This window comes from Celeribacter indicus, from assembly GCF_000819565.1.
GTDB lineage: Bacteria > Pseudomonadota > Alphaproteobacteria > Rhodobacterales > Rhodobacteraceae > Celeribacter > Celeribacter indicus.
In genome coordinates this window covers 3,766,646-3,792,516 of record NZ_CP004393.1, presented here as the reverse complement: position 1 = coordinate 3,792,516, position 25,871 = coordinate 3,766,646, and the positions used below count along the sequence as shown (strand labels likewise).

Here is a 25,871-nt window from a genome sequence, read left to right as displayed (position 1 = left end):
TCAATCTTTCGGGGGGAATAGTGCATGGGGTCGGGCAGGGCAAGCGAGGGGAGCCTGGGCGGAGCGGATTTTCTTCGTGTCTGCGCGGGGTTTCAGCAAGAATTGATCGGGTTCCGATGCCGCCGCGGTTGTCCTTTCCCGCAGGGCGGGTATTGAGGCGCCATGAGTCTCGTCGACGACATCCGGGCCTGCCGCCTCTGCACTGCGCGTTTCGCCGCGACCCGGACCGGCCATGCCCCGCGACCCGTGGTCTGGTTCCGTCCCGGCGCGCGCATCCTCATCGCCGGTCAGGCGCCGGGGGCGCGGGTGCACGAGAGCGGCCGCCCCTTCACCGACGCCTCGGGCGAGCGGTTGCGCGAGTGGCTCGGGATCGACGCGGAAACCTTCTACGACCGCGACCGGATCGCCATCGTGCCCATGGGCTTCTGCTTTCCGGGATATGATGCGAAAGGCGCGGACATCCCGCCGCCGCCGCTCTGCCGGGCGACATGGCACGACCGGGTGATGGCGGAGCTCGGACAGGTCGAGCTGATCCTGCCCGTCGGGTTGCACGCGATCCGGTATCACCTCGGGCACAGGGGCAGCCTCACCGCGGCGGTGGCCGGCTGGCGCGATCACGCGCCGCGCGTCTTTCCCTTGCCTCACCCGTCCTGGCGCAATACGGGATGGCTGAGGAAAAACCCGTGGTTCGAGGCGGACTGCCTGCCCGTGCTGCGCGCCCGCGTGAAGGAGCTGCTATGACAGAGGAGACGCCGATCGACCGCGCCCATGCGGCGATGGAGGCTGCGCCGGGGGACGATACCGCGCGGCTGAGGTATTTCGAGCGCGTGGCGGATGGCGAATGGTTCCTGCTGCTCGAGGAGGAACACGCGGGCGACGGCCCGATCACCCCGCGGGTCTTTCCGGTGGAGGAGGACAGCTTCGTGCTGGCCTTCGACCGCGAGCAGCGGCTGGCGGAGTTCGCCGGCGGCGCGCCCTATGCGGCAATGTCGGGGCGGGTGCTTGCCGGGATGCTTGCGGGCTCGGGCTTCGGCCTCGGGCTGAACCTCTCGGTCGCGCCCTCCGAAATGCTCCTGCCGGCGCAGGCGGTCGACTGGCTGCACGCGACGCTCGGCACTGCGCCGGCGGAGGCGCATGGCCGCGCCGAGGAGATCTTTCCGCCGCACGGGCTGCCGGAGGCGCTGGTGGTCGCGCTCGACCAGAAGCTCGCCATTGCTGGGGGGCTGGCGAAACTCGCCTATCTCGCGGGCGTCGCCTATGAGGACGGGGTGCGCTCGCACCTTCTGGCCTTCGTCGACCAGGTGCCGGGCTCGGAACAGGCGCTGGCGCGGCTCGTTTCCGAGGCGCTGATCTTTTCGGGCGTGGAAGCGGGGGCGCTGGACGTGGCCTTCTTCCGGGCCTCCGATCCGCTCTGCGCGCCGCTCGCGCGCTACGGGCTGCGCTTCGACCTGCCGGCGCCGGAGCCGGTTTCCACCGGGCCCGCCGCGCCCGGCATGGATCCGGATGCGCCGCCGAAACTGCGGTGACGTGAGTATTTTCAGCAGCAAAAAGGCCTGTGGCGTCAGTAGCCTGCCGCCCGGTCCACGAGATGCAGGAAGGGCTCTCCGGCCTCGCCGCGGCGGATGTTTTCCGCGATGACGTCCGAAGCGGTGTCGGGCCGGGTGTCGGCGGCGACATGCGGCGTGACGGTGACGCGCGGGTGCGACCAGTAGCGATGGCCGGGGGGCAGGGGCTCGGTGCGGAAGACGTCGAGCGTCGCATGGGCCACATGGCCGCTGTCGAGCGCGGCGAGGAGGGCGTCGTCGTCGACCAGCGTGCCGCGTCCGGGATTGACGAGGCACGCGCCCTGCGGAAGCGCCGCGAGCCTGTCGGCATTCAGTATGCTTCGCGTCGGACTTGTGTCGGGCAACAGCAGCACGAGGATCTCCGCCGCTCCGAGCGCCGCGGAGAGGGCGTCGGGGCCTGCGAGGCAGGCGATGCCGGGCAGATCCTTCGGGCGTCTCGACCAGCCCGTGACCCGGAAGCCGAGACCCGCGAGCGCCGCGGCACAGGTCGCGCCGAGTTCGCCGAGGCCGAGGACAGTCACCTTGCGGTCGCGGGCGAGCGGGGGCACGACCCGCTCCCAGGTGTCGCGGGGGCCGGCGACGTAGCGGTCAGTGCCGAGGTGGTAGCGCATCACATGGCCGACGACATAGTCGCGCATCCCGAGCGCGAGCCCCGGCTCCACCATGCGGCAGAGCGGTTGGGTCAGCGTCGGGTCGGCGGCGATCTTCTCGACGCCGGCCCAGAGCGACAGCACCGCCTTCGTCCGGGTGAAGGGAGTGAAATCCCGCAGCGCATCGTTCGGCGCGTAGACGATGTAGTCGACCGTGTCCGGCGCGGCCTCGCGGGTCAGCCGCGCGCCCGCGATCCCTGCACGGGCGAGGGCGGCGGGCAGGGCGGTCGCGTAGGCGGGCCAGAGCCGGTCGGGGGCGGAGAAGAGGACGGTGGGGCTCACCGCCTGCCCCGCGGCTTGTGGATATGCGCCGACTGGACGATGCCGAAAGCCGCGAGCAGCACGATCATCGCCGAGCCGCCGTAGGAGACGAGCGGCAGCGGCACGCCGACGACGGGGGCGAGGCCCATCACCATCGACATGTTGACCGCGAAGAACAGGAAGAAGGTCGTCGCGATCCCGATCGTGACGAGCGCGCCGAAGCGGTCCTTGTTGTTCATCGCCGAGACCAGGCAGAAGACGATGATGCCGGCATAGAGCGCGAGCAGGGAGATCCCGCCGACGAAGCCGAATTCCTCCGCCAGGGTGGTGAAGATGAAGTCGGTGTGCTTCTCCGGCAGGAAGTTGAGCTTCGACTGGGTGCCCTGCATGAAGCCGCGGCCGGTCCAGCCGCCGGAGCCGAGGGCGATCTTCGACTGGGTGATGTGATAGCCCGCGCCGAGCGGGTCGGAGGAGGGATCGAGGAAGGTGTCGATCCGGCGGAACTGGTAATCCTTCAGGAGCTGCCAGGGCGTCCCGCGCGAGGAGAGGACGGTGGTCACGGCGCCGATGCCCATCGCGATCACCACGCCGAAATACCACCAGGACACGCCGGCGGCGAACATCACGATCGCGCCCCCGGCCATGAGGAGGATGGCCGTGCCGAGGTCGGGCTGCTTGAGCACGAGGACGGTGGGCAGAAGGATCAGGAGCACCGGGATGAGCACCCAGAGCGGGCGGGAGGCCTTTTCGACCGGGAGCCAGTCGTAATAGGCCGCGAGCAGCATCACGAGCGAGATCTTCATGAGTTCGGAGGGCTGGAGGCTCAGCGGGCCGAGGTCGATCCAGCGCTGTGCGCCCATGCCGACCTCCCCGAAGAATTCGACGAAGACCAGCAGGAGGAAGGAGCCGATATAGGCCACGCCCGCGATGTTGCGCCAGAACCAGATCGGCACCATGCCGATCATCAGCATGGCGATCATGCCGACCGCGAAACGCTTCATCTGCGGTTCGGCCCAAGGCTGGAACGAGCCGCCCGCGTTCGAATAGAGCATCAGGAAGCCGACGGCGGCCACCGCCGCGAGCAGCAGCACGAGCGGCCAGTTGACGTAGAGCACCTTTCGCAGCCCGGTCGGGATGGTCTTGAGATTGCTTTCGAGGTAGCTCATGCGCGGCTCTTCTCCGTGCCGTCCGCGATCCGGTCGCGCAGGGGCAGGGCGCGGAAGCGTTCGCTCACCGCGTTCTGGTCTGCCCTGGGATAGGCGGAGAGGGGCGGCACCGCCCCGTGCAGCGCGTAGAGCATCAGGTCGCGCGCCACCGGGGCCGCCACGGCGGAGCCGCCGCCGCCATGTTCGACGATCACGGAGACGGCGTAGCGCGGGCGTTCCATCGGGGCGAAGGCGACGAAGAGCGCGTGGTCGCGCTGGTCCCAGGGCACGTTCTTGTTGTCGACGACGGTGGAGCGGACCTGGGAGGTGCCGGTCTTGCCCGCCATGCGCATCGCGTCGTCGGCGACGCGCGAGGCATAGGCGGTGCCGCGGTTGGAGTTCAGCACCTCGAACATGCCCTGGCGCACGGCGCGGAGCTGGTTCTCGTTGAGGCCGAGCGGTCCGCCGCCCTTCACCGGCTGCTCGACGCCGTCGACGGATTTCAGGAGCCTCGGCTGGATTTCGCGGTTGGTCGCGATCCGCGCGGTCATCACCGCGAGCTGAAGCGGGGTGGCGAGCACGAATCCCTGGCCGATGGCCGCGTTGAGGCTGTCGCCCACGACCCATTCGGCGCCGCGCTTGGACAGTTTCCATTCCTTGTCGGGCATGAGTCCGGTGTTCATGCCGGGCAGGGGAATGTCATAGGTCTGCCCGAGGCCGAGCCGGCGGCCCATCGCGGCGATATTGTCGATGCCGGTGCGCTGGGCCATCTCGTAGTAATAGACGTCGCAGGAATGGCGCAGCGAGCCGACGAGGTTGAGGTTGCCGTGCCCGACCCGTTTCCAGCAGTGAAAGCGGCGTCCGCCGACCTCGGTATGGCCGAGGCAGCGCACGGTTTCGTCGGGCGTGACCACGCCGGCCTCGAGCGCGGCCAGGGCGGTCACCATCTTGAAGGTGGAGCCGGGCGGATAGGCGCCCTGCACCGCCTTCGAGGGCAGCGGCCGGTGGTCGTTTTCGAGCAGTTCCTTGTAGGCGGCGACGGAGATGCCGCGCACGAAGAGGTTCGGATCGAAGGCCGGGGTCGAACCGGCGGCGAGGATGTCGCCCGTCTCCACGTCGAGGATGACGGCGGAGGCGCTGTCGCCGCCGAGCCGGGCCTGGACGAATTCCTGCATCTTCAGGTCGAGCGTGAGCTGGAGGTTGGCGCCGGGATCGCCCTCGCGGCGGTCGAGTTCGCGGATGATCCGGCCATGGGCGTTCTGTTCGACGCGCAGGGTGCCCGCCTTGCCGCGCAGCACCTCCTCGAGCTGGCTTTCGACGCCGGATTTGCCGAGCTGGAATTTCGGGATGCGGTAGAGCGGGTCGATCGTCTCCATCTTCGACAGGTCGTAATCGGAGACCGGGCCGACATAGCCGACGAGATGGGCGAAATCGCCCTGCTGCGGGTAGTGGCGCGACAGGCCCACCTCCGGCGTGACGCCCGGCAGGGCGGGGCCGTTGGCGGAGACGGCGGAGAAGGCTTCCCAGCTCAGCCGGTCCGCGATCGTCACGGGGGCGGAGGGCCCGGCCTTGCGCAGTTCGTCGCGCACGCGCTCCTGCTCCTCGGGCGGCAGGCCGATGAGGCGTTCGAGTTCGACGAGGACCTGGTCGAGTTCGCTGGCGTCTTCCTTGCGGATCACGATGCGGAAGGTCTGTTCGTTCTCCGCGAGAAGCGCGCCGTTGCGGTCGTAGATCAGGCCGCGGGCGGGGGGCAGGAGCCGCATCTTGATCCGGTTCTCCTCGGCCAGGAGGCGGAACTGGTCGGCCTGGTCGACCTGCATGTAGCGCATGCGCAGGCCAAGCACCCCCATGAAGGCGACCTGGGCACCGCCGAGGAACAGCGCGCGGCGGGAGATCCTGCGGGCGGAGGTCGCGGTTTCCTGCGGGGAACGTCTCATCGCACATACCTCATCTCATCGGCCTCGGCGGGCGAGATCTTGGTGATTCCGAGCACCGAGCGGGAAAACAGGACAATGACAGGATAGGCGAGCAGGGTCGAGATCTGTCCGAGGATCGTGAGGCCCAGCGAGGTGCGGTCGACCATGAATGTGCCAAGCGCGAGGCGGTAGAGCACCGCCATGGCGAGCATGACGCCCGCAACCATGGCCCATTCCACGGCGAAGGGCATGTCGCGCGAGGTGGCCTCCCGGCGGCGGAGGAATTCGAGCCCGAGGATGGTGAGCGCGGACCACAGGCCAGGCGGGCGCAGGAAGATGAAATCCGCGGTCAGCATGACGGTGGCGACGAGCCAGACCGGCACGTAGTCGGGCCGGCGCAGCACCCAGGCGAAGGCGAAGCCCAGCAGCAGGTCCGGCCCCGGCCAGTGGCCGGAGCCGACGCGCACCGGCAGCAGGTAGACGAAGACGACAATGGCCGACAGCGCGAGAAAGCCCGCCCGATAGCTCCAGCGGCGCAGGGTGCGCGGATCAACCATCGGCCGCCCCTTCCTCCCCGGCGGTCCGGTCCGGCCCGGCCGGTTCGGTTTCGACGAAGGGGGTGAGCGGCCGCTCCGGCAGGATCAGCCCGCCGGGATCGGTGATCTGTTCGCTGACATGGGTGCGCAGCACGCGCAGGTAGTCGAGCCGCTCGTAATCCGCGGCGAGGATCACCCGGAGCCGCCGGTCCGGCCCCATCGCCACCTGCCCGATGAGGATGTCCGCGGGAAAGACGCCGCCGTCGCCCGAGGAAACGACCCGGTCGCCGGGGCGCACCAGTTCGGGGCTCTCGATGAATTCGAGCGGCGGGCGCGCGGTGTTGTCGCCCGAGAGGATCGCGCGCTGGCCGGAAGGCTGGATCGTCACCGGCAGGCGCGAGTTCGAATCGGTCAGCAGGATCACGCGCGAGGAGGTCTCGCCGACGCCGGAGATCCGGCCGACGAGCCCGATCCCGTCCATCGTCGCCCATCCGTCGCGGATCCCGTCGCGCGCGCCGACGTTCATCAGCACGGACTGGCGGAAGGGGGAGCCGCTGTCGGCGGTCACCACCCCCGTCACATAGGTGTATTTCGGGTCGAGCCGCACGTTGTTGAGATCGAGCAGCTTGGCGTTCTTCTGCTCGAGCTGGAGCGCGGCTTCCTTCCACGCCTGCATCTGCCGCAACTCGTTGCGCAGCTCCTGGTTCTGCTCGTAGAGGCGCTGGTAGCTCTGGAAGTTCTCGAGCATGCCGATCGTCTTCGTCACCGGCACGAGCGCCCATTCGAAGGAGGGGACGACCCGGTCGACGAGCTGGGCGCGCATCCGCTCCACCCGCGGGCTGTCGATGCGCCAGAGCACGAAGATCCCGATGCACAGCAGAAGAAAGATCCCGGCCAGCAGGCGCTGGATCGGGCGGACATAGGTCTCCGCATTGCCTCTGTCTCTGGCCACGTCCGTCTTTCCCGGATCAGGTCGGCCGGTGCCGCGCGCGGCGGCAGGCAGCCTCAGCTGTCGTAATCAATAACGTGCCGGAGTTGCTTTTCATACTCCAGCGCCTTGCCGGTGCCGAGCGCCACACAATTCAGTGATTCGTCGGCGACCGAGATCGCAAGGCCGGTCTGTTCGCGCAGCGCGAGGTCGAGCTCGCCCAGAAGCGCGCCGCCGCCGGTGAGCATGACGCCCCGGTCGACGATGTCGGCGGCGAGGTCGGGCGGCGTCGTCTCGAGCGCGGTCATCACCGCCTCGCAGATCGCCTGCACGGGTTCGGCGAGCGCCTCGGCGACCTGCGCCTGGCTGATCTCGATCTCCTTCGGCACGCCATTGAGCAGGTCGCGCCCGCGGATCGTGAGCACCGAGCCGCGCCCGTCGTCGGGCATGCGCGCGGTGCCGATCGAGGTCTTGATCCGCTCCGCCGTGCCCTCGCCGATCAGAAGGTTCTGCTGGCGGCGCAGGTAGTTGATGATCGCGTCGTCCATCCGGTCGCCGCCGACCCGCACCGAACGCGCATAGACGATGTCGCCCAGCGACAGGACCGCCACCTCGGTGGTGCCGCCGCCGATGTCGACGACCATGTTGCCGGTCGGGTCGGTGATCGGCATCCCCGCGCCGATGGCCGCCGCGATCGGTTCCGCGATCAGCCCGGCCTTGCGCGCGCCGGCGGAAAGCACGGACTGGCGGATCGCGCGTTTCTCCACCGGGGTCGCGCCATGGGGGACGCAGACGATGATCTTCGGCTTGGAGAAGGTCGTGCGCTTGTGCACCTTGCGGATGAAATGCTTGATCATCTCCTCGGCGGTATCGAAATCGGCGATCACGCCCTCGCGCATCGGGCGGATGGCCTCGATTGAGCCGGGGGTCTTGCCGAGCATGTGCTTGGCATCCTCCCCGACCGCGAGCACCTGCTTGCGCCCGTCCTTGACGTGATAGGCGACGACGGAGGGTTCATTGAGGATGACGCCCTTGCCCTTGACATAGACGAGCGTGTTCGCCGTGCCGAGGTCGATTGCCATGTCCGAAGAAAAAAGTCCGTTAAGTCCCGCCATCTTGTTCCTGATGCCCCGTCCTGCGCGCAAATTTGGAGAATCCCCCGTAACGGCGACTTATAGGGGGTGGCGGGGGTGTGGAAAAGGGGCGCGTGGCCGCGCTGTGGCGAAGTCTCGCCAAGCCGGCCCGCCGCGGCCCCGTCTCCGCTCCCGGATTTTGCAGCTTTCGTATAAATAAACGGCAAGACGCCCCCGAAGGAGCGCCTTTTCCGTTCGAATCGGACAAGTTCCGAAATCAGACCGTATCGGTGTATTTCACCGTCTTCACATCCGAATCCGGGGCCGATTTCTCGCGCCGCACCAGCAGGCGGTTCAGCGCGTTGACATAAGCCTTCGCGGAGGCGACGACCGTATCCGTGTCGGAGGACTGGCCGGTGACGATCTTCCCGTCCTCCTCGAGCCGCACGGAAACGGTGGCCTGCGCGTCGGTGCCCTCGGTCACCGCATGCACCTGATAGAGCTGCAACCGCGCCGTGGTCGGGAAAAGCGCCTTGATCGCCTTGAAGGTCGCATCCACCGGTCCGTCGCCCTGGCAGGTCTCGCGCGTCTCGACACCGTCGATCTCGAGGATCAGGTCGGCTGATTGCGGCGCCTCCGTGCCGCAGACGACGCGCAGGAATTTCACCTTGATGCGCTCGTTCTGGTCGGCCGCGCCCGCGTCGCGCAACAGCGCGATGAGGTCGTCGTCATAGACTTCCTTCTTGCGGTCGGCGAGGGACTTGAACCGGACGAAAACGTCCTTGAGCTGGTTGTCGCCCATCTCGTAGCCCATGTCCCGGAGCTTCGCGCGCAGCGCGGCGCGCCCGGAATGCTTGCCCAGCGGCAGGGAGGTGCCGGACAGGCCGATGTCCTGCGGGCGCATGATCTCGAAGGTCTCGGAATTCTTCAGCATCCCGTCCTGGTGGATGCCGCTTTCATGGGCGAAGGCGTTCTTGCCGACGATCGCCTTGTTGTATTGCACCGGGAAGCCGGACACCTGCGAAACGCGGCGGGAGATGTTCATGATCTTCGTCGTGTCGATGCCGGTGGCGAAGGGCATGATGTCGTTGCGCACGCGCAGCGCCATCACCACCTCCTCGAGCGCGGTGTTGCCCGCGCGCTCGCCCAGCCCGTTGATCGTGCATTCGATCTGCCGCGCGCCGGCCTCGACCGCCGCCAGCGAGTTCGCCGTCGCCATGCCCAGGTCGTTGTGGCAATGGGTCGAGAAGATCACGGTATCCGCACCCGGCACCCGCTCGATCAGCATGCGGATGAGTTCGGCGCTCTCGCGCGGCGCGGTGTAGCCCACCGTGTCGGGAATGTTGATCGTCGTGGCGCCGGCCCTGATGGCGATCTCGACGACGCGGCAGAGGTAGTCGTGCTCGGTCCGCGTCGCGTCCATCGGCGACCACTGCACATCCTCGCAGAGGTTGCGCGCATGGGTCACCGTCTCGTGGATGCGCTCGGCCATCTCGTCCATCGTGAGGTTCGGAATGGCGCGGTGCAGCGGCGAGGTGCCGATGAAGGTGTGGATGCGCGGCCGGGGGGCGTGTTTCACCGCCTCCCAGGCGCGTTCGATATCGGGGATCTGCGCGCGCGACAGGCCGCAGATCACGGAATTCTTCGCATTCTTCGCGATCTCGCTCACCGCCTCGAAATCACCCTCGGAGGCGATGGGGAAGCCCGCCTCGATGATGTCGACGCCCATCTCGTCGAGCAGGGCGGCGATCTCGAGCTTTTCGGTATGGCTCATCGTCGCGCCGGGGGACTGCTCGCCGTCGCGCAGCGTCGTGTCGAAAATCAGGACGCGGTCCTGTTCTGAAGTGTCGGTCATCTCTGAAATCTCTCTTTAGGTCCTTAGCGTATGGGGTCGGCGCATCCGGTCACCTCTGAGCCTCGCGCCGGCGGCACGCTCAGAGGCAGCTAAGGAGAAGAAGGCCATGACGACGCTCTGCGCGGGCGCAGCGGGGCAGAGCGGAGAGGGAAACACGGATCGTCATGGGGGTGGAATATACTGCGCGGCCTTGCGTTGAAAACCCCGAAAATGAAATTTTCCGTCCTCCCCGGCCAGAGGCGCGCCGCCCGCAGACGAAAAAGGCGGCCGGTGTCCCGACCGCCTCCCCGCCGTGCGGACCGCCCAGGGCTTTTTGCTGTGAGAAATACTCAGTCCCCGGCGGCCGCCTCCGCATCCTCCTCCGGGGCGGGCTCCGGTTCCGCCTCGCCCTCCGCGGGCGCGGCCTCCGCCTCGCCCTCCTGCGCGGCGGGTGTCTCCACCTCGTTCACCAGCGCGCCGTCGACCCAGTCGCCCGTCACCTGGCGCCCGTCGGCATAGGTGATCGTGCCGCGCCCGTTCGACTTGCCGGAGACGAATTCGCCCTCGTAGACATCGCCGTTGGGATAGGTGGCCTTGCCCTGGCCCTGGATCTCGCCATCCTGCCATGCGCCGGTATAGGTGAAGCCCGAGGGCATCACGATCGTGCCGGTTCCCGCGCGCTGGCCGCCGGCATAGCCGCCCTCGTAGGTCGTGCCGTCGGCATAGGTGGCCTTGCCCTGGCCCTCGCGCTGGCCCTCGACCCAGTCGCCGTCATAGACGAAGCCGTCGGGGTAGGTCATCTTTCCCTTGCCGTGGTTCTGCGCATTCTTGAACGCGCCTTCATAGACGAGCCCGTTGGCATAGCGCGCCACGCCCTCGCCCTCGATCACGCCATATTGCCAGCCGCCCTCGTAGGTCGTGCCGTCGGGATAGGTGATCTTGCCCTGGCCGTGGGACAGGTCGTCGAGGAAATCGCCCTCGTAGACCGAGCCGTCGGGATAGGTCACCTTGCCCTTGCCCTCGATCCGGCCCTCGGTCCACTGGCCGGCATAGACATAGCCGTCCGCGCCGGTGAAGCTGCCCTGGCCGTGGCGCTTGTCGTCGGCGAATTCGCCTTCGTAGACATCGCCGTTGGCATAGGTCACCTTGCCCTCGCCCGCACGCTGCCCGTCCGCCAGGTCGCCCACGTAGACATCGCCGTTCGGCTGGGTGATCGTGCCCTGGCCGTTGCACTGGTTGTCGACCCAGGTGCAGTCGAGCGTGAGCCCGTCCCCGGTCACCAGAACGCCCTGGCCGTTGCGCATGTCGCGCGCCATCTCGCCCTCGTAGCTCGCGCCCTCGGGATAGGTGATCGTGGCCTTGCCCTCCTTCACCCCGTTGACCCAGCCGCCTTCGTAGACATAGCCGGAGGGGCTTTCCATCCGGCCCTGCCCGTGATGTTTCGCGGCGAGGAAGCCGCCCTCGTATTTCACGCCATTGGCATAGACGGCGACGCCCGATCCGGTGGCCTCGCCCTCGACCCAGTCGCCCTCGTAGGTGCCGCCGTCGGCATAGGTGATCTTGCCGTAGCCATGCGGCTTGCCCTTCTCGAAGGCGCCCTCGTAGACGGAGCCGTCGGTGAACCGCGCGATGCCCTGGCCGCGGATCTCGCCATCGACCCATTCGCCGGTGTATTCATAGCCGTTCGGCAGGCTGTAGGTGCCCACGCCGTCCTGCTTGCCGTTCCTGAAGGTGCCCTCGTAGATGCCGCCTTCCTCGAACTGGTGGGTCACCACCTCGCCGTCTTCCTGCGCGGCCGCCGCAGCCGGCAGCAGCCCCGCCATCAGAAGGGCAAATGCCGGCGTCGCAAAATGCTTCAATGTCACGTTCGTCTTCCCATCCCCTGTCCCGCGGGTGTGTTCGTGGGGCCTGCCTATCGCGCGGGCCGGGGTGTCCGGCGGTCCTCGCGGCACGTTCGGTGGCCTGATGCCTCCCGACGCGCACCCCTGCCGGAGCGCACGCCATCGCGCGCAACCCTAGGGACTCGCGCCGGTGTCTTCAAATGTTTTTGCCGTGATCGGCTTTCCCTCGCCAGTCATTCTGCTACACGCTTGACCCGCACAGGACAGGATCCCACGCGCATGACCGACCGTTTCCGCCTCACCCTGGCCCAGCTCGATCCGACCGTGGGGGCGATCGACGCCAATGCGGCGGCCGTGCGCCGCGCCCATGCGGAGGCTCGGGCGGCGGCGGCGGACATGGTCGTCTTCCCCGAGATGTTCCTGACCGGCTACCAGCCGCAGGACCTGGTGCGCAGGCCGGCGTTCCTGCGCGCGGCGACGGCGAAGATGGAGGAGCTGGCCGCGCTGACGGCGGAGGGCCCGGCGATCGGTCTCGGCGGACCGTATGCGTCCGCGGAGGGGCTGCACAACGGGTACTGGATCCTCGCCGGCGGCCGGGTGAAACAGGTGCTGCGCAAGCATCACCTGCCGAACGACACCGTGTTCGACGAAAGGCGCGTCTATTCTCCCGGACCGCTCGAAGGCCCCTATGCCATCGGTCCGCTGCGCATCGGCTCTCCGATCTGCGAGGACGCCTGGTCCGAGGACGTGGCCGAGGCGCAGGTGGAAAGCGGGGCGGAGATCCTCGTGGTGCCGAACGGCTCGCCCTATCACCGCGGCAAGTTCGACATCCGGCTGAGCCACATGGTCGCCCGCGTCACGGAAAACGACGTTCCGCTCGTCTATCTCAACCCGCATTATTCGCCGAGCCGGCTCGGCGGCGCGCTGGAGGCGGGTTGAAGCCGTTCTTGCCGGCTTCTGGGCACCAGCATGTTGCCGATGAGAGCTACGCATCCCGGTTTGGTTGAGAGAGTGGACGAGACGACATCCTTTGGATGATTTCGCCCTTTGGATCGGCCACGACTTCTGGCCGCCCCTGGGCGTTCATTCTGTCGGCGGCATCTGCAACTTGCTCGCGATTATGGGTCGGCCCCGCGTAGCATCTGGATCTGCGGCCAGATGGCGGCCCAGTAGGGCGCGGCCGTTGCGGCAAGTATCAAGGTCATGCGCCGGGCTGAGATGATGAGACGAGCGCCGGCGCGCAGCACGCGTTCCCGCAGGCGGCGCAGGCTCCAAGGGGCTTTCGTGGCGCGCGCCATGGCCCGGCGCGCCACGTGCATGATCTGGTAGGCGAGCATGGCGACGAGCAACCGGACTTCGTTGCAGGCGAAGGCATCGATGGGGGGCGTGACCGATTTCGGCTTCTTGCCGCGCAGATGGGTCTTGGCGCGATTGGTGGAGGACAGCGCTGGAGACAGCACGTCCATCAGCTCGCCCATGTGGCCTTCTGCTTTGCCGCGCTGGCGATAATGGTCCAGCAGGGCCTGCCCCTTCATCTGGAAGCGCGAGATCGAGGTGACGAGGAAGAAGCGGTCGAGCAGCAGATCGCCCTCGCGCTCCTTGACCACCAGCACCACACGGCGGGGCTCGTCCCAGCCCTGCGCCTGGTATTCCAGCTCATGCGTCCAAAGCCGCGGTTCCGTCGGCCGTCGTCCCGGCGGTCGCTTCATGTGCGGCGCCGCGAGCCTGTCGAGGGCTGCGTTCGCCCGCAGGCGGGCGACGTGGTGGATGCCGCGCCCCTCCAGGCCCGACAGGAGCGCGCCAGAGGGGAAGCCTGCATCGATGCGCACGGTCGTGATCTTGCACAGGCTGGCCTCGGCCCGATCGACGACGTCGAGAATGACGTCCAGCGCACCGTCGGCAGTGCCGACATTGCCGGGGCGTAAACGCGCGTCGAGCATGTCGCCGGTCTCGGCGATGGAGGTGACCAGCGGGTGATAGACCCGGGTCCGGTAGTGCCCGTTCCACTCGGCCTTCGGTTGATGGCCATGCACCTCGATGGGCAGACTGTCGACGTCCAGCGTCATGCGAGTGCGCCGCTGCCCGCCATTCTCGGCGCGCAGGTTCCGACCGGCGAGTTCGAGGGCAGCCTCCCGCAGAACCTTCAGGTTGCCTGGCTCCGCCAGCATCGCTGTGCAACGCGAAAGCGTGGGCTGAGAGGCCAGCCCAGGGTGCCCAGTCAGCGGCGTCAGCCCGGCCGACGAGGCGGCCGCCACACGCATCGCTGGATCATGCCGCAGGGCATCCGCATCGTCGTGGTCCTGCCAACCCTGAGCAACCAGGAGCACCATGGTCCGCAAGAGCGACGGCAGGTCATGCACGACATCGGCTTGGCGGCGGCTGTCCTTCATCCGCGCCGCCATCCAGCCGATAATCCCGGTCGCGTCGAGAGCTTCTCGCAGCAGTACTGCGCCAGGATCGCCCGTCAGGCGCTCGGCGCGAGTTTCGATCGAAAGAGAGCGGTTGAATCCGGCCGTGACCGGCCGTAGCGTTTCACCCATGCGTGCGTCCGAAGCTGCTGGCGGATTTTGGTGTAGCAACTTGATTCTACGGCGCTTTCAGGCGCACGCAACCTGCCCCCATCGATTTGGATGAATAAACCGGGCTCAACATGGTCGGCGGGCAGGACGACCAGGTGTTCGACGGCGGGTCCTTCGTGCTCAACCGCCACGGCCGGCCCGCCCATGTGCTGCCGGTCTTCGGGGAGTGCCTGCGCCATGTCGATTTCCTCCGGGAGGAGGGGCGCTGGATCGCCGCGGAGGGGGAGATCTGTTCCCATCCCGACGCCTGGGAACAGGAGTACCGCGCCATGGTCGAGGCGACGCGCGGCTACCTGCGCAAGTCCGGCTTCGAAAAGGTGGTGCTGGGCCTGTCGGGCGGCATCGACAGCGCCCTCGTGGCGACGGTCGCGACCGATGCGCTGGGTGCGGAGAACGTGCATTGCGTGATGCTGCCTTCCGACGACACCTCCCAGGGATCGCTCGACGACGCGGGCGGGATCGCGCGGCGCCTCGGTTGCCGCTACGATGTCGTGCCGATCGCCGAAGGGCGCGCCGCGATCGCGCGCAGCCTCGCGCCGCTGTTCGAGGGGCTCGGGGCCGATCTCACCGAGGAGAACATCCAGTCGCGCCTGCGCGGCCTCCTGCTCATGGCGCTGTCCAACAAGTTCGGCGCCATGCTCCTGACGACGGGCAACAAGTCCGAACTCGCCGTCGGCTATGCCACGATCTACGGCGACATGAACGGCGGCTACAATCCGATCAGGGATCTCTACAAGACCCGCGTCTTCGGCCAGTGCCGCTGGCGCAACGCCCACCACCGGCCCTGGATGAAGGGGCCCGCGGGGGAGGTGATCCCGGTCGCGGTCATCGACAAGCCGCCCTCGGCGGAGCTGCGCCCGGATCAGAAGGACGAGGACAGCCTGCCGCCCTACGAGGTGCTCGACGCGATCCTCGAGGGGCTGGTGGACCGGGAGCAGAGCGTGGCCGAACTCGTCGCGCAGGGCCATGAGCGGGAGGTGGTGAAGACGGTCGAGCACCTGATCTATCTCTCGGAATACAAACGCTTCCAGTCCGCGCCGGGGCCGCGCCTGACGCCGCGGGCCTTCTGGCTCGACCGGCGCTATCCCATCGTCAACCGCTGGCGCGATCCGGGGTGAGGGCGCTCACTCCTTCACGGGGGTGAGCCGGTAGGCCCCTTCGGGCAGGTCGAGCGCGGCGGCGAGGTCGCGCACCTGCTGGATCGACAGCGTGATCTTCTGCACCCGGTCCGTGCGCGGATCGAGCTGTTCGAGGTTGATACATTCGGCAAAGGCCGAGATCGTCACGTCCTCCTGCAAGGGCGCAGCGCCTTCGTCGATGAGCGTGACGACCGTCGCGTCGAAATCGTGTTCGATGGTAAACATGCCAAGGATGCTAGCGGGCCCGCTGCCGAAGGCAAGGGCGAAGCGGCGGGCAGGGCGCGCGGGACCTTCACAGGAACACCTGTGGCAGCTCTGCAACGATTGTTCCTTAGATAAACAGTCAGGCTTTCTCGTGATTGCCGCCGCTCCCGCAACCGGCTCTATAGGCCACAGCAAGCATGAGGCAAGCCAGATGCGACCGGGACGGTTGCGACGGGGGAGGTGTCAGGACCGGACAGTTCGCCGCCCTTTCCATGCGCGAGGCCCTTGATTTCAGGGCGGCGCGCCACCGGCCAGTCCCCGCGATCGCTTACCCAGACTGATTGATTGACTGATCGGAGAGGCACATGTCATTTATCCGCCCCACCCCGGCGCCCGTCCTGCGCGGGTTGCTTTATACCACCGCCCTCGGGCTTTGCCCGGCCGTCCTTTCGGCGCAGGAGATGACCGAGATCACGCTCGATCCGATCGTCGTGACCGCCGCCGGCATCGAGCAGAGCGTCAAGGAAGCCCCGGCAAGCATCACCGTCGTGACCGGCGAGGAGCTCGAGAAGGGCAGCTTCACCTCGCTCACCGATGCGCTGCGCGAGGTCCAGGGTGTCGCCGTCACCGGCACGGCGGGCGAGGAAGACATCTTCATGCGCGGCCTGCCCGGCCAGTATACGCTGATCCTGGTCGACGGCCGGCGCCAGTCCACGCGCGACGCGCGCACCAACGGCTCGTCGGGGTACGAGCAGAGCTTCATCCCGCCGATCTCCGCCATCGAGCGGATCGAGGTCGTGCGCGGCCCGATGTCCTCGCTCTACGGCTCCGACGCCATGGGCGGGGTGATCAACATCATCACGAAGCCGGTCTCCTCGGTCTGGAGCGGCGAGGTGAGCGCGGAAATGTCCGTGCCGACCGACGATGACGTGGACGGCACGAAGAGCCAGGTCTCGACCTATCTGAGCGGCCCGATCGTGGCCGACAGGCTGGGCCTGTCGCTCTGGTCGCGCTATCTCGACCGGGCGGAGCGCGAGGATCGCGACACCACGGACGGAACCGATGACGGGCGCGATGCGCGGACCGAGCGGGAGGTCGGGCTGCGCTTTACCTGGACGCCGACCGACACGCAGGAATTCGAGCTGTCCTACACGGATACGAAGGTGGAGACGGAGACGGACGATTTCGCCGCAGGCAGCGATTTCGAGCACACCCGCCGTGCCCTCGCGCTGACCCACACGGGCGACTGGTCCTTCGGGACGAGCGAGCTGTCGCTGTCGCGCGAGATCGGGGAGCGCACCTCCTTCGCCGCGGATGGCGAGAACCCGCGCTCGCCCGAGGTCACCAACACCGTGCTGGATCTCAAATTCGCCCAGCCCGGCATGTTCGGCGGGGCGCACAGCCTCGTCTATGGCGGCCAGTATATCGAGACGAAGCTCGACGACCAGAACCCCGGCATGGGCGACGGCATCGACTACACGTTCAAGAACGAGCAATGGGCGCTGTTCATCGAGGACGAGATCGCGATCACCGACACGTTCAGCCTCACGGCCGGGCTGCGCTACAACAAGCACAGCGAATATGACGGCCACTGGACCCCGCGGCTCTACGGTGTCTGGCAGGCGACCGACGCGCTCACCGTGAAGGGCGGCTATTCCGAGGGCTTCCGCGCGCCGGACATCCGTACGACCACGCCGGATTACGCCTATACCTCCGGCGGGCGGAACTGCGCGAACAACGATCCCTCCGTCATCACCAGCCGTTGCGCGGTGATCCTCGGCGATCCCGACCTGAAGCCCGAGAAGACCCGCAACTTCGAACTCGGCGCCTTCTACGACGCGGGGATCTACAACGTGAGCGCGACGGTCTTCCACACGCGGTTCGACGACAAGCTCACCCAGCTCTCGAGCGAGGATGAATGGACCGACGGGCCGACCTACACCTCCAACTTTGACGGCAACGACTACTACCGCCGGATCATCTACAACCGCAACGTGGACAAGGCGAAGATCTCCGGCCTCGAACTGACCGGGCAATGGTTCGCGACCGATCAGCTCGCGATCCGCGGCACCTATACCTACACGGACTCCGAGCAGCTTTCGGGTGAGTACGAGGGCGCGCCGATCGACCGCACGCCCGAGCACATGGCGAGCCTGCGCCTGGATTACACCGACGCGCTGCCCGCACTGGATCTCTGGGGCGCGGTCACCTATCACGGCGAGGAAAAGAACGCCGGTCTGCGCATCGGCGACCAGGGCTCGCCGGTCGACTTCGGCAACGGGGTGACGGGCTACAAGTACGACGCCTACACCACCGTCGACATCGGCGCGAATTACGACGTGAGCGAGAATGCCTCGGTCGGGCTCGCGATCTACAACGTGACGGACACGGTCGTGGATTTCGACGAGTCGCGCACCTCGATCGACGGGCGCATGGTCTGGCTCGGGCTGACCACGCGCTTCTGAACCGGCCCGCACGGGACCGGCGGGATCAGGGGCCGGGCGCGAAAGCGTCCGGCCCGTCGCGTGTCCTGCGCGGGGGCTGGTCAAGCCTGCCGCGACCGGCTAGATTCCGCGAAAAATCCAGCATCAGGTTTGCAGGCATGCGTCGCGCATCACTTTCCCTCCTCGCCGGTCTCGCCCTCGCAGGCTGTGTCGAGACCACCCCCCCCTATCCGGCCGGCAGCGGTCCTTCCCCCGTGCCCTCCGCGGCGCCCTCCTCCGGCGGTCCCTCGCGCGCCGGATCGGTGAGCGTGTCGGATTTCGCCGCCGTGGTCTCCCGCATCGAACCCGTGGCCGAACAGGAATGCCGCACCCGCGCGCGCGGGGCGAATTGCGATTTCCAGTTCGTCGTGGACCGCGATCCCTCCGCACCCTCGAACGCCTATCAGTCGCTCGGCCCGGACGGGCGCCCGGTGCTGACCGTGAACGCTGCGCTGATCGCGGATGTCTACAACACGGACGAGCTGGCCTTCGTGCTCGGCCACGAGGCGGCGCATCACATCTCCGGCCATATCGCGCGCACGCAGGAAACCGCGATGACCGGCGCGCTGCTCGGCGGGGTGCTGATCGCGGCGATCGGCGGCGATCCGAATTCCGTGCGCACCGCGCAGGACATCGGGGCCTCCGTGGGGGCGCGGACCTATTCGAAATCCTACGAGCTCGAGGCCGACCAGCTCGGCACGATCATCGCCTATCGCGCGGGCTACGATCCGCTGCGGGGCGCGGAGTTCTTCACCCGCATCCCCGATCCGGGCGACCGCTTCCTCGGGTCGCACCCGCCGAACACTCAGCGGATCGAGACGGTGCGGCGCACCATGAGCACGCTCTGACCGCCGGCGCTGCGGGTGAGTCGCCCCGGCATTTCACAATCGCGCGCGGCAGTTTCGGAAAATCCGTAAACATTGCCTCAATTTTGCGCGGATCTCGGCCAAATTCCGCCCCGCCGCCCGCCAGGGCCTGTCCTTGACATGGATCAAGGAGCGGGTTCTCGGGGCCATGGTCTGCTGTCCACAGGTTTCCCCGGTTTGCCAGGGACCGCGGGATTACATCCATCGGAGGCTGCCATGACGAAATTCGGAACATTCGACACCCATGCCGGGCTGGTGGAGCGGATGGCTTCCGCCCTCGGCGCCGATCTCGAGGAGGCGCGCCAGCGCGGCGACGGCCCCACCGAGGAGGAGGCACGCGCGCGCGTCTATCGCTGCATCAGCTGCACCGAGCCGGAGCTTTGCGTGAAATTCCTCGACGCGATGCGGGAGACGGGCGTACCGGCCCGCGCCGCGCCGCCCTATTGCCGCAACAAGACCGATCTGGAGCGGCTCGCCTCCGGGTGAGCCACAGGTCGTGCGGAGGATGAGACGATGACCCATATGACGCTCCCGCGGCCGGGAGAGGCCTGCCTCATGCACGGGATGGCCGAACGGATCGGCGCCGATGTCGAGCGCGCCGCGCTTCAGGGCGAGATCTCCGACGGCGAGCGGGCCGACATGGTCGCCCGCTGCGCGCAATGCACTTGCCATGACGCCTGCATCCTGTGGATGCTCGAGCATCAGGGCCCGCAGGAGGCGCCGCCGGCCTATTGCCTCAACACGCAGGAGCTTCTCTACCTGCGGGCGGTGCAGCGCGATCTGCGCGCGGAATAGGACGCGCGCCGTTCCGGCGGGGCAGGGCATCTGTCCCCGGCTGCCGCCGGGCCCCGCCCGCAGCGCGGCGCATCACTCGGCAGCGTCGCCGCCCGACCTGCCCGTGCCGCTTGCCGCCCCCAGAGGGGCGACGCGGATCTCTCCCGCCGTGTCGAGGAGCGGCCGGAGCGCGGCCAGAATCTCCTCCGCACCGGGGCCATGCGCCACCCCGCCGCGGGCGGAGGAGGTGCCGGACAGGACACCGGCGCCGAGCATCGCGCCCATGCCGAGCGCGAGGAGCGCGACGGCGAGCGGCCGTCCGACACGGTCCCGGCCACACCGTCGCGACCGGTTCACGGCGGAGGCGGCAAGGGTGAGCGGGCGAGTGCAGGTGCGAAACAGGGTCATGGCATGCCTCCCGGACCGGATCGTGTTCCTTCAACGGGCACGGCGGCGCTTTCCGTCGCGCCTCTTGCCCCGGCCGCCGCTCTCGATCATCCTGCGCCGACCCCGGAGGGGACACGGCAGCCACGCGGAGGAGCGATGCGGGAAAAACTGGTCTACACCGGCAGGCGCCTCGTCCTGCGCTGGGTCTGGAGTGTCGCGGGGCTGCGCTATGCCTGGCGGACGGAACATTCCTTCCGCACCTGGGTCTGGGCCAATCTCGTCTCCGTGCTCTTCGCGCTCGGCCTCGACCTGACCGCCGCCGAACGGGCGCTCGTCATCGCGCTCGGGCTCCTGATCCTCGCGGCCGAACTCCTCAACACGGCGATTGAGGACGCGGTGGATTACGTCTCCGCCGCCGATCATCCGCTGGCGAAATGTGCCAAGGATGCGGGCTCCGCCGGCGTCACCGTGACCGCCGTCGCGGCGGGCCTTGCCTGGCTGGTGGTGCTCTGGGGCTGAGGCGGCTATACCCGGCCCATGCAGGTCTTCGACGGCATCATCTCCGACCGCGGGTCGAAATACGCGGTCTCCGGCGGCCCCTGCGACGGGGAGGCGGAGGCGAAGGCGTTTGTGAAATCCCTCTGCCGGCGGAAGAAATTTGCGAAGGCCACGCATAACAGCTGGGGCGTGATCCTGCCCGACGGTACGCCGCTGAAGAACGACGACGGCGAGAGCGGCGCGGGGATGGTCATCCTCAGGATGCTGGAGCGGGCGGGCGTGACCGGGCAGATCGTCGTTGTCACCCGCTGGTATGGCGGAAAGCATCTGGGCGGCGACCGGTTCCGCCATGTGCAGGACGCGGTGCGCCATTATCTCGACCGGCTCTGACGTGGCCCGACGTGTTCGACCGCTCCGCCCTGCATCTTCCAGGCCGAAAACCCGCCGGCGATATGGGCGACATTGGTGACTCCCATCTCCAGACAGGTTTTCGTCGCCAGCGCGGAGCGCCATGCGGAGGCGCAGTAGAACAGGAATTTCCGGTCCTCTCCGAAGACGGGCTTGTGATAGGGGCTCTCCGGGTCGATCCAGAATTCCAGCATCCCGCGCGGGCAATGGAACGCGCCGGGAATGCAGCCCTCGCGCTCGAGCTCCCGGCGGTCGCGCAGGTCGATGAAGCGGATGCCCTCGTCACGGAGCAGGCCGATGGCGGTCTCCGTCGGAACCGTCTCGATGACGGCATGGGCTTCGGCGAGCAGATCCTTGTAGGTCTTGAGCATGGGGCCCTCCCGGTTCGGAGGGATTTCACCCCCTCCGCCGCGGCAGGTCAAGGTGAAGGCGCCGGCGCCGCGGCCCTCGGGGCGGTCAGCGCGGAATCACGCTGATCGTGCCGTCGGTTTCCAGCACGACCGAGCGGATCCCGGCAAGCTCGCTCCGGCCGATCTCCCGCATCGCGGCGTCGATCTCCTCCCGCGTCACCCGCTGCCGGCGCAGCGCCGTCTCGAGATAGCGCCCGTCATGCACGAGCAGGGTGGGTTCGGCCTTGACGAGCGACCGGACCCGCTCCGAGCGCACGGAGAGCCAGGTGATCGCATATTGCAGGCAGATCAGCAGCGCCAGCGCCGCGACGCCCTCGGCCAGCGGCACGCGCGCGTTCAGCAGCACCGTGGCGAGGGTCGAGCCGAGCGCCACCGTCACCACGAGGTCGAAGGCATTCATCTTGCCCAGCGTGCGCTTGCCGGACGTGCGCAGCATGAGGATCAGCGCGGCATAGGCGGCCGTCCCGATCACCAGGACGCGCAGCACGCCTGACCAGCTGTCGAAGAAGGCGGATGCGGGCATGTCGCTGTCTCTCTCTTTACTCCCGGACGATCCCTCCCAACCCCGGCGCGGCGTGAAAGTTCGTCGGCGCCGCGAAAAAGCCGCGAAGGGGCGGCCGCGCGCGCCGCGTCAGGTTCCCGTCACCTCGCGCCGGAGCCCAGCCAGGCCTCGAGCTTCGCCACGCGGCCCTGCGACAGCCCCACCGCGGCGGGCACCTTAAGTGCCGACCAGTCGCGCTCCTGCGCCGCCGCGAGGCCGAAGGCATCGGCGCCAGACAGCCTCCCGAGCTCTTCCCACGACACCGGCACGGCCACGGTCGCGCCCGGACGCGCGCGCAGCGAGAAGGGCGCGATCGCCGTGGCGCCGCGCTCGTTGCGCAGCCAGTCGATGAAGATGCGCCCCTTGCGCTTCGCCTTCGACATGGTCGCGGTGAAGCGGTCGGACTCCGCCTCCGCCAGCCCGGTGGCGAAGAGCCGGGCATAGAGCTTTACCGTCTCCCAAGCCGCGATGCGGCGGAGCGGCACGACGACATGGACGCCCTTGCCGCCGGTGACCAGGGGCCAGGAGGGCAGGTCGAGCGCGGCGAGCCGGTCGCGGATGTCATATGCGGCGGAGATCACTTCGGAGAACCCCAGCCCCTCGTCCGGGTCGAGGTCGAAGACCATGCGGTCCGGCCGGTCGGGATCGTCCCGCCGCGCCCCCCAGATGTGGAATTCGAGCGCGCCCATCTGCGCCGCCCCGACGAGACCCGCGGCGGTCGAGACATAGATATACTCCGCCACCTTGCCGTCCGCCTCCGTCACCGGCACGGATTTCACCGCCTCGGGAAATCCCCGGCCCGCGTGCTTCTGGAAGAACCGCTCGCCGCGCAGCCCCTCGGGCAGCCGCACGAGGGACAGCGGACGGTCGGCGGCGGTGGCGAGGATGCGATCCGCCATCGCCTCGTAATATCGCGCCACCTCGAGCTTCGTCACCCCGGCCTCCGGGTAGACGACCCGGTCCGGGTGGCTGATGCCGATCCCGGCGACATTCACGCGCCCCTGGACCTCCTGTGTCATGCGATCCTCCCCGATCCTCACGCTCTGCGCGGGCTTGTCCTCCCGCAACCCGACGAAGACGGCCTGCCGCAGCCGTCCCTCCGCCGTCGTCTCGGCATATTTCACCTCCGCCACGAGCTCCGGCCTGACCCAGCGCAGGCCCGCCGCATCGGGGCCGGGCACATCGGCGGGCGGCGTCCGGCACGCGCGCGCCGCCATGGCGCGGGCAAGCTCCGCCATCGTCTCCGTGTCGAACCCGGTGCCGACCTTGCCCACATAGGTGAGCGCGCCGTCGCGATAGGCGCCGAGGGCGAGGGAGGCGAAGGGCCGCGTGCGGCTGTCGCTCTTCTGCCAGCCGAGGATCACGAACTCGTCGCGCCGTCCGCATTTGACCTTGAGCCAGCTCCGCGTGCGCCGGCCGCGATAGGGCAGGTCGCGCCGCTTGGAGATGATGCCCTCGCCGCCCGCTGCGCAGATCGTCGCGAGCGCCTCGGCGGCATCGCCCCGGATCACCGGCGACAGCTCGGCAAGGCCGAGAGGCGGGGCCGGGGCGAACAGCGTTTCGAGCGCCGCACGCCGGTCCTCGAGCGGGGCGCCGGTCAGATCCCGCCCGTCGAGCCGCAAGAGGTCGAAGCCGTAGAAGCGGAACGGACCGCCCGCCTTGATCGCCTTTTGCAGGGCGGAGAAACCCTCGAGCCCGGCGCCCGCGACGATCTCCCCGTCGATCAGCGCGGAGGAGCAGTCGAGCGCATCGAAGGCCGGGAGCAGCGCGGCGAAGCGGTCGCTCCAGTCATGGCCGTTGCGGGTAAAGACGCGCGGCCCGCCGCGGCCGAGGGCCACGAGGGCGCGATACCCGTCGAATTTCACCTCGTGCCACCATTCGTCTCCCGAGGGGCGCTCCTCCACGAGGGTCGCGAGCTGCGGCTTGTGAAACCGCGGCAGCGGACCCTCCGGCCCGGCGGGAACCGGCGCCTTTCCCGCGGCGATCTCGCGGAAGCTGCGGTTGGTGATCGCGCTGCGGCTGTAGCGGGCCACGGGATCGCGCCGCCCCGCCGCCTCGTCCTCGTCCTTGATGAGCAGCCAGTTGTCCCGGCCCGCGTCGCCCGCGCGCCCGCCCCGCATCCGCACGAGGTGCCAGCCCCCGGTCAGCCGCCGCCCGTGCAGCCGGAACCTGATCTGCCCGGCCTTCAGCGCCGCCTCCACCGGCTCGAGCGGCTGCCAATGCCCGATGTCGAAAAGCATGACCGTGCCCGCCCCGTAATTGCCCTTCGGGATCGGTCCCTCGAAGGCGAGGTAGCTCAGCGGGTGGTCCTCCGTCCGCACCGCAAGCCGCTTGTCGGCCGGGCGGAGCGAGGGCCCGCGCGTCACCGCCCAGCTCAGCAGCACGTCGTCCCATTCGAGCCGCAGGTCGAAATGGGTGCGTGTCGCCTCGTGTTTCTGCATGCTGTAGCGCAGCCCGAGCTGCGAGGCCCGGCCCGCCTCCCGCGGTTCGGGCGTCGCGGCGAAGTCGCGCTTCTCGAGATATCGCTCGAGCCGCCCCACCGCTCAGGCCGATTTCTTCGAACCGGAGGATTTCGTCCCGGTCCCGGAGGATTTCGACGCCGTGCGGCCGGAGGATTTCGCGCCGCCCGCGCGCGACGTCTTCTTCGCCGTGCCGCCGCCGTCCTTCTTCAAGCTCTCCCGCAGCGCCGCCATCAGGTCGACGACATTCTCGCCACCGCCCGCACCGCGCTCCTCCTCCCCAAGGCTCGCGCGCGGCGTCTTGCGGTTCTTGCGCTTGCGTTCGATCAACTCGCGCAGCGCGCTGTCGTAATGATCCTCGAAGACCTCCGCCTCGAAGGGCCTGGTCTTGCGGTCGATCAGCTCCGTCGCGACCGACAACAGGTCCTTGTCCGCCGGATCGTCCTCGATCGAGGAGAACAGCGGGTCCGCCTTGCGGATCTCGTCGGCATAGTGCAGCGTCTCGAGCAGGATGCCGTCGCCACAGGCACGGATCGCGCAGAGATATTCCTTGCCCCGCATCGTGAGTTGCCCGAGCCCGACCTTCTCGGAGGCGCGCAGGGCGTCGCGCACGACGCGATAGGCATCCTCCGCCAGATCGTCGGTCGGCACCACGTAATAGGGCTTGTCGAAATAGAGCGGCGGGATCTCGCAGGCGCCGACGAATTGCACGAGTTCGAGCGTCTTCTTCGTCTCCAGCCGGATCGCGTCGAGCTCCTCGGGCTCGAGCAGGAGATATTCGTCATCGCCGAGCTCGTAGCCCTTCAGGATGTCCTCGCTCTTCACCGGCCCGACGCCGGGCACCGTCTTCTGGTAGCGCACCCGCTTGCGCGACGGCCCGTGGATCTGCCGGAAGGAGACACGCGCCCCGGACTGCGTGGCGGAATGAAGCTCCACCGGGATCGAGACGAGCGAAAGCCGAAGCTGACCCTTCCAGACTGCACGAGATGCCATGGTCCCCTCCTGGGTTCATCACGACTCCAACTCGCGTATTGCGAAATTGTTCACCCGCGGGAGGCGGCACGCGTCCGGACGGCTTCCGGCAAATTTCTGCCGGTCCGGGCGAGAGGAGAGGGCGCGCGCCCCTCGCGGCGAGCGGTGATCGGCGCTCGCGGGAAGGGGATTCGGCGTGTCGGGACAAAGTTGCGATTCGTGCGAAAACAATGCGAAAACAAGATGTATTTCGCAAATTCATGTGGCGATTTTGTGTTTAGTTGACAAACTTTTGCCTTGATTGTCGCAATATGTGGCGTTTGCACCACGGGTCAATGATATTTCTGTATAAGCGCGAAATCCTGCCATCCCTTTCTTGACCGCTTGGCTGAGGCGGCGGTA

The 25,871-nt window shown here is 68.0% G+C and carries 23 protein-coding genes and 2 pseudogenes; 10 read left to right on the top strand and 15 right to left on the bottom strand.

Translation table 11 applies throughout. The features are described from left to right. Positions 1–162: 162 nt before the first annotated feature. Positions 163–741, top strand: coding sequence for a uracil-DNA glycosylase family protein (locus tag P73_RS18675; RefSeq protein WP_043870753.1), 579 nt, complete (start codon positions 163–165; stop codon positions 739–741). Further along, positions 738–1,526, top strand: coding sequence for a hypothetical protein (locus P73_RS18670; protein ID WP_043870752.1), 789 nt, complete (start codon positions 738–740; stop codon positions 1,524–1,526). The genes P73_RS18675 and P73_RS18670 overlap by 4 nt, the downstream gene beginning before the upstream one ends. Before the next feature lie 35 nt (positions 1,527–1,561). Here the strand turns inward: P73_RS18670 and P73_RS18665 are convergent, their stop codons facing one another. The 8 genes from P73_RS18665 to P73_RS18630 all read right to left on the bottom strand — a co-directional run bounded on the left by P73_RS18665 (position 1,562) and on the right by P73_RS18630 (position 11,731). Beyond that, complete coding sequence (locus P73_RS18665; protein ID WP_043870751.1) at positions 1,562–2,497, bottom strand: 2-hydroxyacid dehydrogenase; 936 nt, start codon at positions 2,495–2,497, stop codon at positions 1,562–1,564. Next, complete coding sequence (gene rodA, locus P73_RS18660) at positions 2,494–3,642, bottom strand: rod shape-determining protein RodA (protein ID WP_043870750.1); 1,149 nt, start codon at positions 3,640–3,642, stop codon at positions 2,494–2,496. Before rodA ends, P73_RS18665 begins: the two co-directional genes overlap by 4 nt. Further along, positions 3,639–5,558 carry a penicillin-binding protein 2 gene (mrdA, locus tag P73_RS18655; RefSeq protein ID WP_043870749.1) on the bottom strand — a complete coding sequence of 640 codons (1,920 nt, stop codon included), beginning with the start codon at positions 5,556–5,558 and terminating at the stop codon, positions 3,639–3,641. The genes rodA and mrdA overlap by 4 nt, the downstream gene beginning before the upstream one ends. Next, positions 5,555–6,094 (bottom strand): hypothetical protein, encoded by a 540-nt coding sequence (locus tag P73_RS18650; RefSeq protein WP_043870748.1) that lies wholly within the window; start codon positions 6,092–6,094, stop codon positions 5,555–5,557. Before P73_RS18650 ends, mrdA begins: the two co-directional genes overlap by 4 nt. Continuing rightward, positions 6,087–7,025 (bottom strand): rod shape-determining protein MreC, encoded by a 939-nt coding sequence (gene mreC / locus P73_RS18645; protein WP_043870747.1) that lies wholly within the window; start codon positions 7,023–7,025, stop codon positions 6,087–6,089. The genes P73_RS18650 and mreC overlap by 8 nt, the downstream gene beginning before the upstream one ends. Positions 7,026–7,078: 53 nt before the next feature. Continuing rightward, positions 7,079–8,116 (bottom strand): rod shape-determining protein, encoded by a 1,038-nt coding sequence (locus P73_RS18640; RefSeq protein ID WP_043870746.1) that lies wholly within the window; start codon positions 8,114–8,116, stop codon positions 7,079–7,081. Positions 8,117–8,351: 235 nt separating this feature from the next. After that, on the bottom strand, positions 8,352–9,929 hold the full coding sequence (locus P73_RS18635) for a 2-isopropylmalate synthase (RefSeq protein ID WP_043870745.1): 1,578 nt from the start codon (positions 9,927–9,929) through the stop codon (positions 8,352–8,354). A gap of 329 nt (positions 9,930–10,258) precedes the next feature. Further along, positions 10,259–11,731, bottom strand: coding sequence for an MORN repeat-containing protein (locus P73_RS18630; RefSeq protein ID WP_052453598.1), 1,473 nt, complete (start codon positions 11,729–11,731; stop codon positions 10,259–10,261). A gap of 297 nt (positions 11,732–12,028) precedes the next feature. Here P73_RS18630 and P73_RS18625 point away from each other — a divergent pair. Then, positions 12,029–12,640, top strand: a pseudogene (locus P73_RS18625) (nitrilase-related carbon-nitrogen hydrolase); the annotation flags it as partial. Positions 12,641–12,867: 227 nt separating this feature from the next. On the opposite strand, the gene P73_RS18620 reads toward P73_RS18625, so the two are convergent. Then, positions 12,868–14,289 (bottom strand): IS1380 family transposase, encoded by a 1,422-nt coding sequence (locus P73_RS18620; protein WP_074743528.1) that lies wholly within the window; start codon positions 14,287–14,289, stop codon positions 12,868–12,870. Between the two features lie 104 nt (positions 14,290–14,393). On the opposite strand from P73_RS18620, the pseudogene P73_RS18615 reads away from it, so the two are divergent. Then, a pseudogene (locus P73_RS18615) lies at positions 14,394–15,446 on the top strand (NAD+ synthase); the annotation flags it as partial. A 6-nt stretch (positions 15,447–15,452) separates the two neighbouring features. Here the strand turns inward: P73_RS18615 and P73_RS18610 are convergent. Beyond that, on the bottom strand, positions 15,453–15,692 hold the full coding sequence (locus P73_RS18610) for a hypothetical protein (protein ID WP_043870743.1): 240 nt from the start codon (positions 15,690–15,692) through the stop codon (positions 15,453–15,455). 344 nt (positions 15,693–16,036) lie between these two features. Here P73_RS18610 and P73_RS18605 point away from each other — a divergent pair, with 344 nt between their 5' ends. From P73_RS18605 to P73_RS24560, 4 genes are all read left to right on the top strand, one after another. Beyond that, on the top strand, positions 16,037–18,136 hold the full coding sequence (locus P73_RS18605; RefSeq protein WP_052453407.1) for a TonB-dependent receptor domain-containing protein: 2,100 nt from the start codon (positions 16,037–16,039) through the stop codon (positions 18,134–18,136). Positions 18,137–18,273: 137 nt separating this feature from the next. Next, the gene (locus tag P73_RS18600) at positions 18,274–19,002 is read left to right on the top strand and encodes a M48 family metallopeptidase (RefSeq protein ID WP_043870742.1); all 729 of its coding nucleotides are present in this window, start codon (positions 18,274–18,276) and stop codon (positions 19,000–19,002) included. 234 nt (positions 19,003–19,236) lie between these two features. Continuing rightward, positions 19,237–19,506 carry a DUF6455 family protein gene (locus P73_RS18595; RefSeq protein WP_043870741.1) on the top strand — a complete coding sequence of 90 codons (270 nt, stop codon included), beginning with the start codon at positions 19,237–19,239 and terminating at the stop codon, positions 19,504–19,506. 27 nt (positions 19,507–19,533) lie between these two features. Then, positions 19,534–19,815 (top strand): DUF6455 family protein, encoded by a 282-nt coding sequence (locus P73_RS24560; protein ID WP_052453406.1) that lies wholly within the window; start codon positions 19,534–19,536, stop codon positions 19,813–19,815. Positions 19,816–19,887: 72 nt separating this feature from the next. On the opposite strand, the gene P73_RS18585 is transcribed toward P73_RS24560, so the two are convergent. Further along, complete coding sequence (locus P73_RS18585; RefSeq protein WP_043870740.1) at positions 19,888–20,202, bottom strand: hypothetical protein; 315 nt, start codon at positions 20,200–20,202, stop codon at positions 19,888–19,890. Positions 20,203–20,337: 135 nt separating this feature from the next. On the opposite strand from P73_RS18585, the gene P73_RS18580 reads away from it, so the two are divergent. Together P73_RS18580 and P73_RS18575 are read left to right on the top strand one after the other, a co-directional pair. After that, positions 20,338–20,700, top strand: a complete 363-nt coding sequence (locus P73_RS18580) for a diacylglycerol kinase (protein ID WP_043870739.1) — start codon at positions 20,338–20,340, stop codon at positions 20,698–20,700. A gap of 18 nt (positions 20,701–20,718) precedes the next feature. Then, positions 20,719–21,069 (top strand): YigZ family protein, encoded by a 351-nt coding sequence (locus P73_RS18575; RefSeq protein ID WP_043870738.1) that lies wholly within the window; start codon positions 20,719–20,721, stop codon positions 21,067–21,069. Here P73_RS18575 and P73_RS18570 read toward each other — a convergent pair. The 4 genes from P73_RS18570 to ku all read right to left on the bottom strand — a co-directional run bounded on the left by P73_RS18570 (position 21,051) and on the right by ku (position 25,490). Further along, positions 21,051–21,458: a rhodanese-like domain-containing protein gene (locus tag P73_RS18570; protein ID WP_043870737.1), complete on the bottom strand. Its 408-nt coding sequence runs from the start codon at positions 21,456–21,458 to the stop codon at positions 21,051–21,053. The genes P73_RS18575 and P73_RS18570 overlap by 19 nt on opposite strands. 85 nt (positions 21,459–21,543) lie before the next feature. After that, complete coding sequence (locus P73_RS18565; RefSeq protein ID WP_043870736.1) at positions 21,544–22,020, bottom strand: DUF421 domain-containing protein; 477 nt, start codon at positions 22,018–22,020, stop codon at positions 21,544–21,546. A gap of 119 nt (positions 22,021–22,139) precedes the next feature. Then, complete coding sequence (gene ligD, locus P73_RS18560; RefSeq protein WP_043870735.1) at positions 22,140–24,578, bottom strand: DNA ligase D; 2,439 nt, start codon at positions 24,576–24,578, stop codon at positions 22,140–22,142. A gap of 3 nt (positions 24,579–24,581) precedes the next feature. Next, positions 24,582–25,490 carry a non-homologous end joining protein Ku gene (gene ku, locus P73_RS18555; protein ID WP_043870734.1) on the bottom strand — a complete coding sequence of 303 codons (909 nt, stop codon included), beginning with the start codon at positions 25,488–25,490 and terminating at the stop codon, positions 24,582–24,584. Positions 25,491–25,871 lie beyond the last annotated feature (381 nt).

Bases quoted from the DNA above. Each gene is read 5' to 3' on its own strand.
- P73_RS18675 (WP_043870753.1), top strand. From the start codon at position 163: ATGAGTCTCGTCGACGACATCCGGGCCTGCCGCCTCTGCACTGCGCGT.
- P73_RS18670 (WP_043870752.1), top strand. From the start codon at position 738: ATGACAGAGGAGACGCCGATCGACCGCGCCCATGCGGCGATGGAGGCT.
- rodA (WP_043870750.1), bottom strand. From the start codon at position 3,642: ATGAGCTACCTCGAAAGCAATCTCAAGACCATCCCGACCGGGCTGCGA.
- mrdA (WP_043870749.1), bottom strand. From the start codon at position 5,558: ATGAGACGTTCCCCGCAGGAAACCGCGACCTCCGCCCGCAGGATCTCC.
- P73_RS18650 (WP_043870748.1), bottom strand. From the start codon at position 6,094: ATGGTTGATCCGCGCACCCTGCGCCGCTGGAGCTATCGGGCGGGCTTT.
- P73_RS18640 (WP_043870746.1), bottom strand. From the start codon at position 8,116: ATGGCGGGACTTAACGGACTTTTTTCTTCGGACATGGCAATCGACCTC.
- P73_RS18635 (WP_043870745.1), bottom strand. From the start codon at position 9,929: ATGACCGACACTTCAGAACAGGACCGCGTCCTGATTTTCGACACGACG.
- P73_RS18630 (WP_052453598.1), bottom strand. From the start codon at position 11,731: ATGGCGGGGCTGCTGCCGGCTGCGGCGGCCGCGCAGGAAGACGGCGAG.
- P73_RS18620 (WP_074743528.1), bottom strand. From the start codon at position 14,289: ATGGGTGAAACGCTACGGCCGGTCACGGCCGGATTCAACCGCTCTCTT.
- P73_RS18610 (WP_043870743.1), bottom strand. From the start codon at position 15,692: ATGTTTACCATCGAACACGATTTCGACGCGACGGTCGTCACGCTCATC.
- P73_RS18605 (WP_052453407.1), top strand. From the start codon at position 16,037: ATGTCATTTATCCGCCCCACCCCGGCGCCCGTCCTGCGCGGGTTGCTT.
- P73_RS18600 (WP_043870742.1), top strand. From the start codon at position 18,274: ATGCGTCGCGCATCACTTTCCCTCCTCGCCGGTCTCGCCCTCGCAGGC.
- P73_RS18595 (WP_043870741.1), top strand. From the start codon at position 19,237: ATGACGAAATTCGGAACATTCGACACCCATGCCGGGCTGGTGGAGCGG.
- P73_RS24560 (WP_052453406.1), top strand. From the start codon at position 19,534: ATGACCCATATGACGCTCCCGCGGCCGGGAGAGGCCTGCCTCATGCAC.
- P73_RS18585 (WP_043870740.1), bottom strand. From the start codon at position 20,202: ATGACCCTGTTTCGCACCTGCACTCGCCCGCTCACCCTTGCCGCCTCC.
- P73_RS18580 (WP_043870739.1), top strand. From the start codon at position 20,338: ATGCGGGAAAAACTGGTCTACACCGGCAGGCGCCTCGTCCTGCGCTGG.
- P73_RS18575 (WP_043870738.1), top strand. From the start codon at position 20,719: ATGCAGGTCTTCGACGGCATCATCTCCGACCGCGGGTCGAAATACGCG.
- P73_RS18570 (WP_043870737.1), bottom strand. From the start codon at position 21,458: ATGCTCAAGACCTACAAGGATCTGCTCGCCGAAGCCCATGCCGTCATC.
- P73_RS18565 (WP_043870736.1), bottom strand. From the start codon at position 22,020: ATGCCCGCATCCGCCTTCTTCGACAGCTGGTCAGGCGTGCTGCGCGTC.
- ku (WP_043870734.1), bottom strand. From the start codon at position 25,490: ATGGCATCTCGTGCAGTCTGGAAGGGTCAGCTTCGGCTTTCGCTCGTC.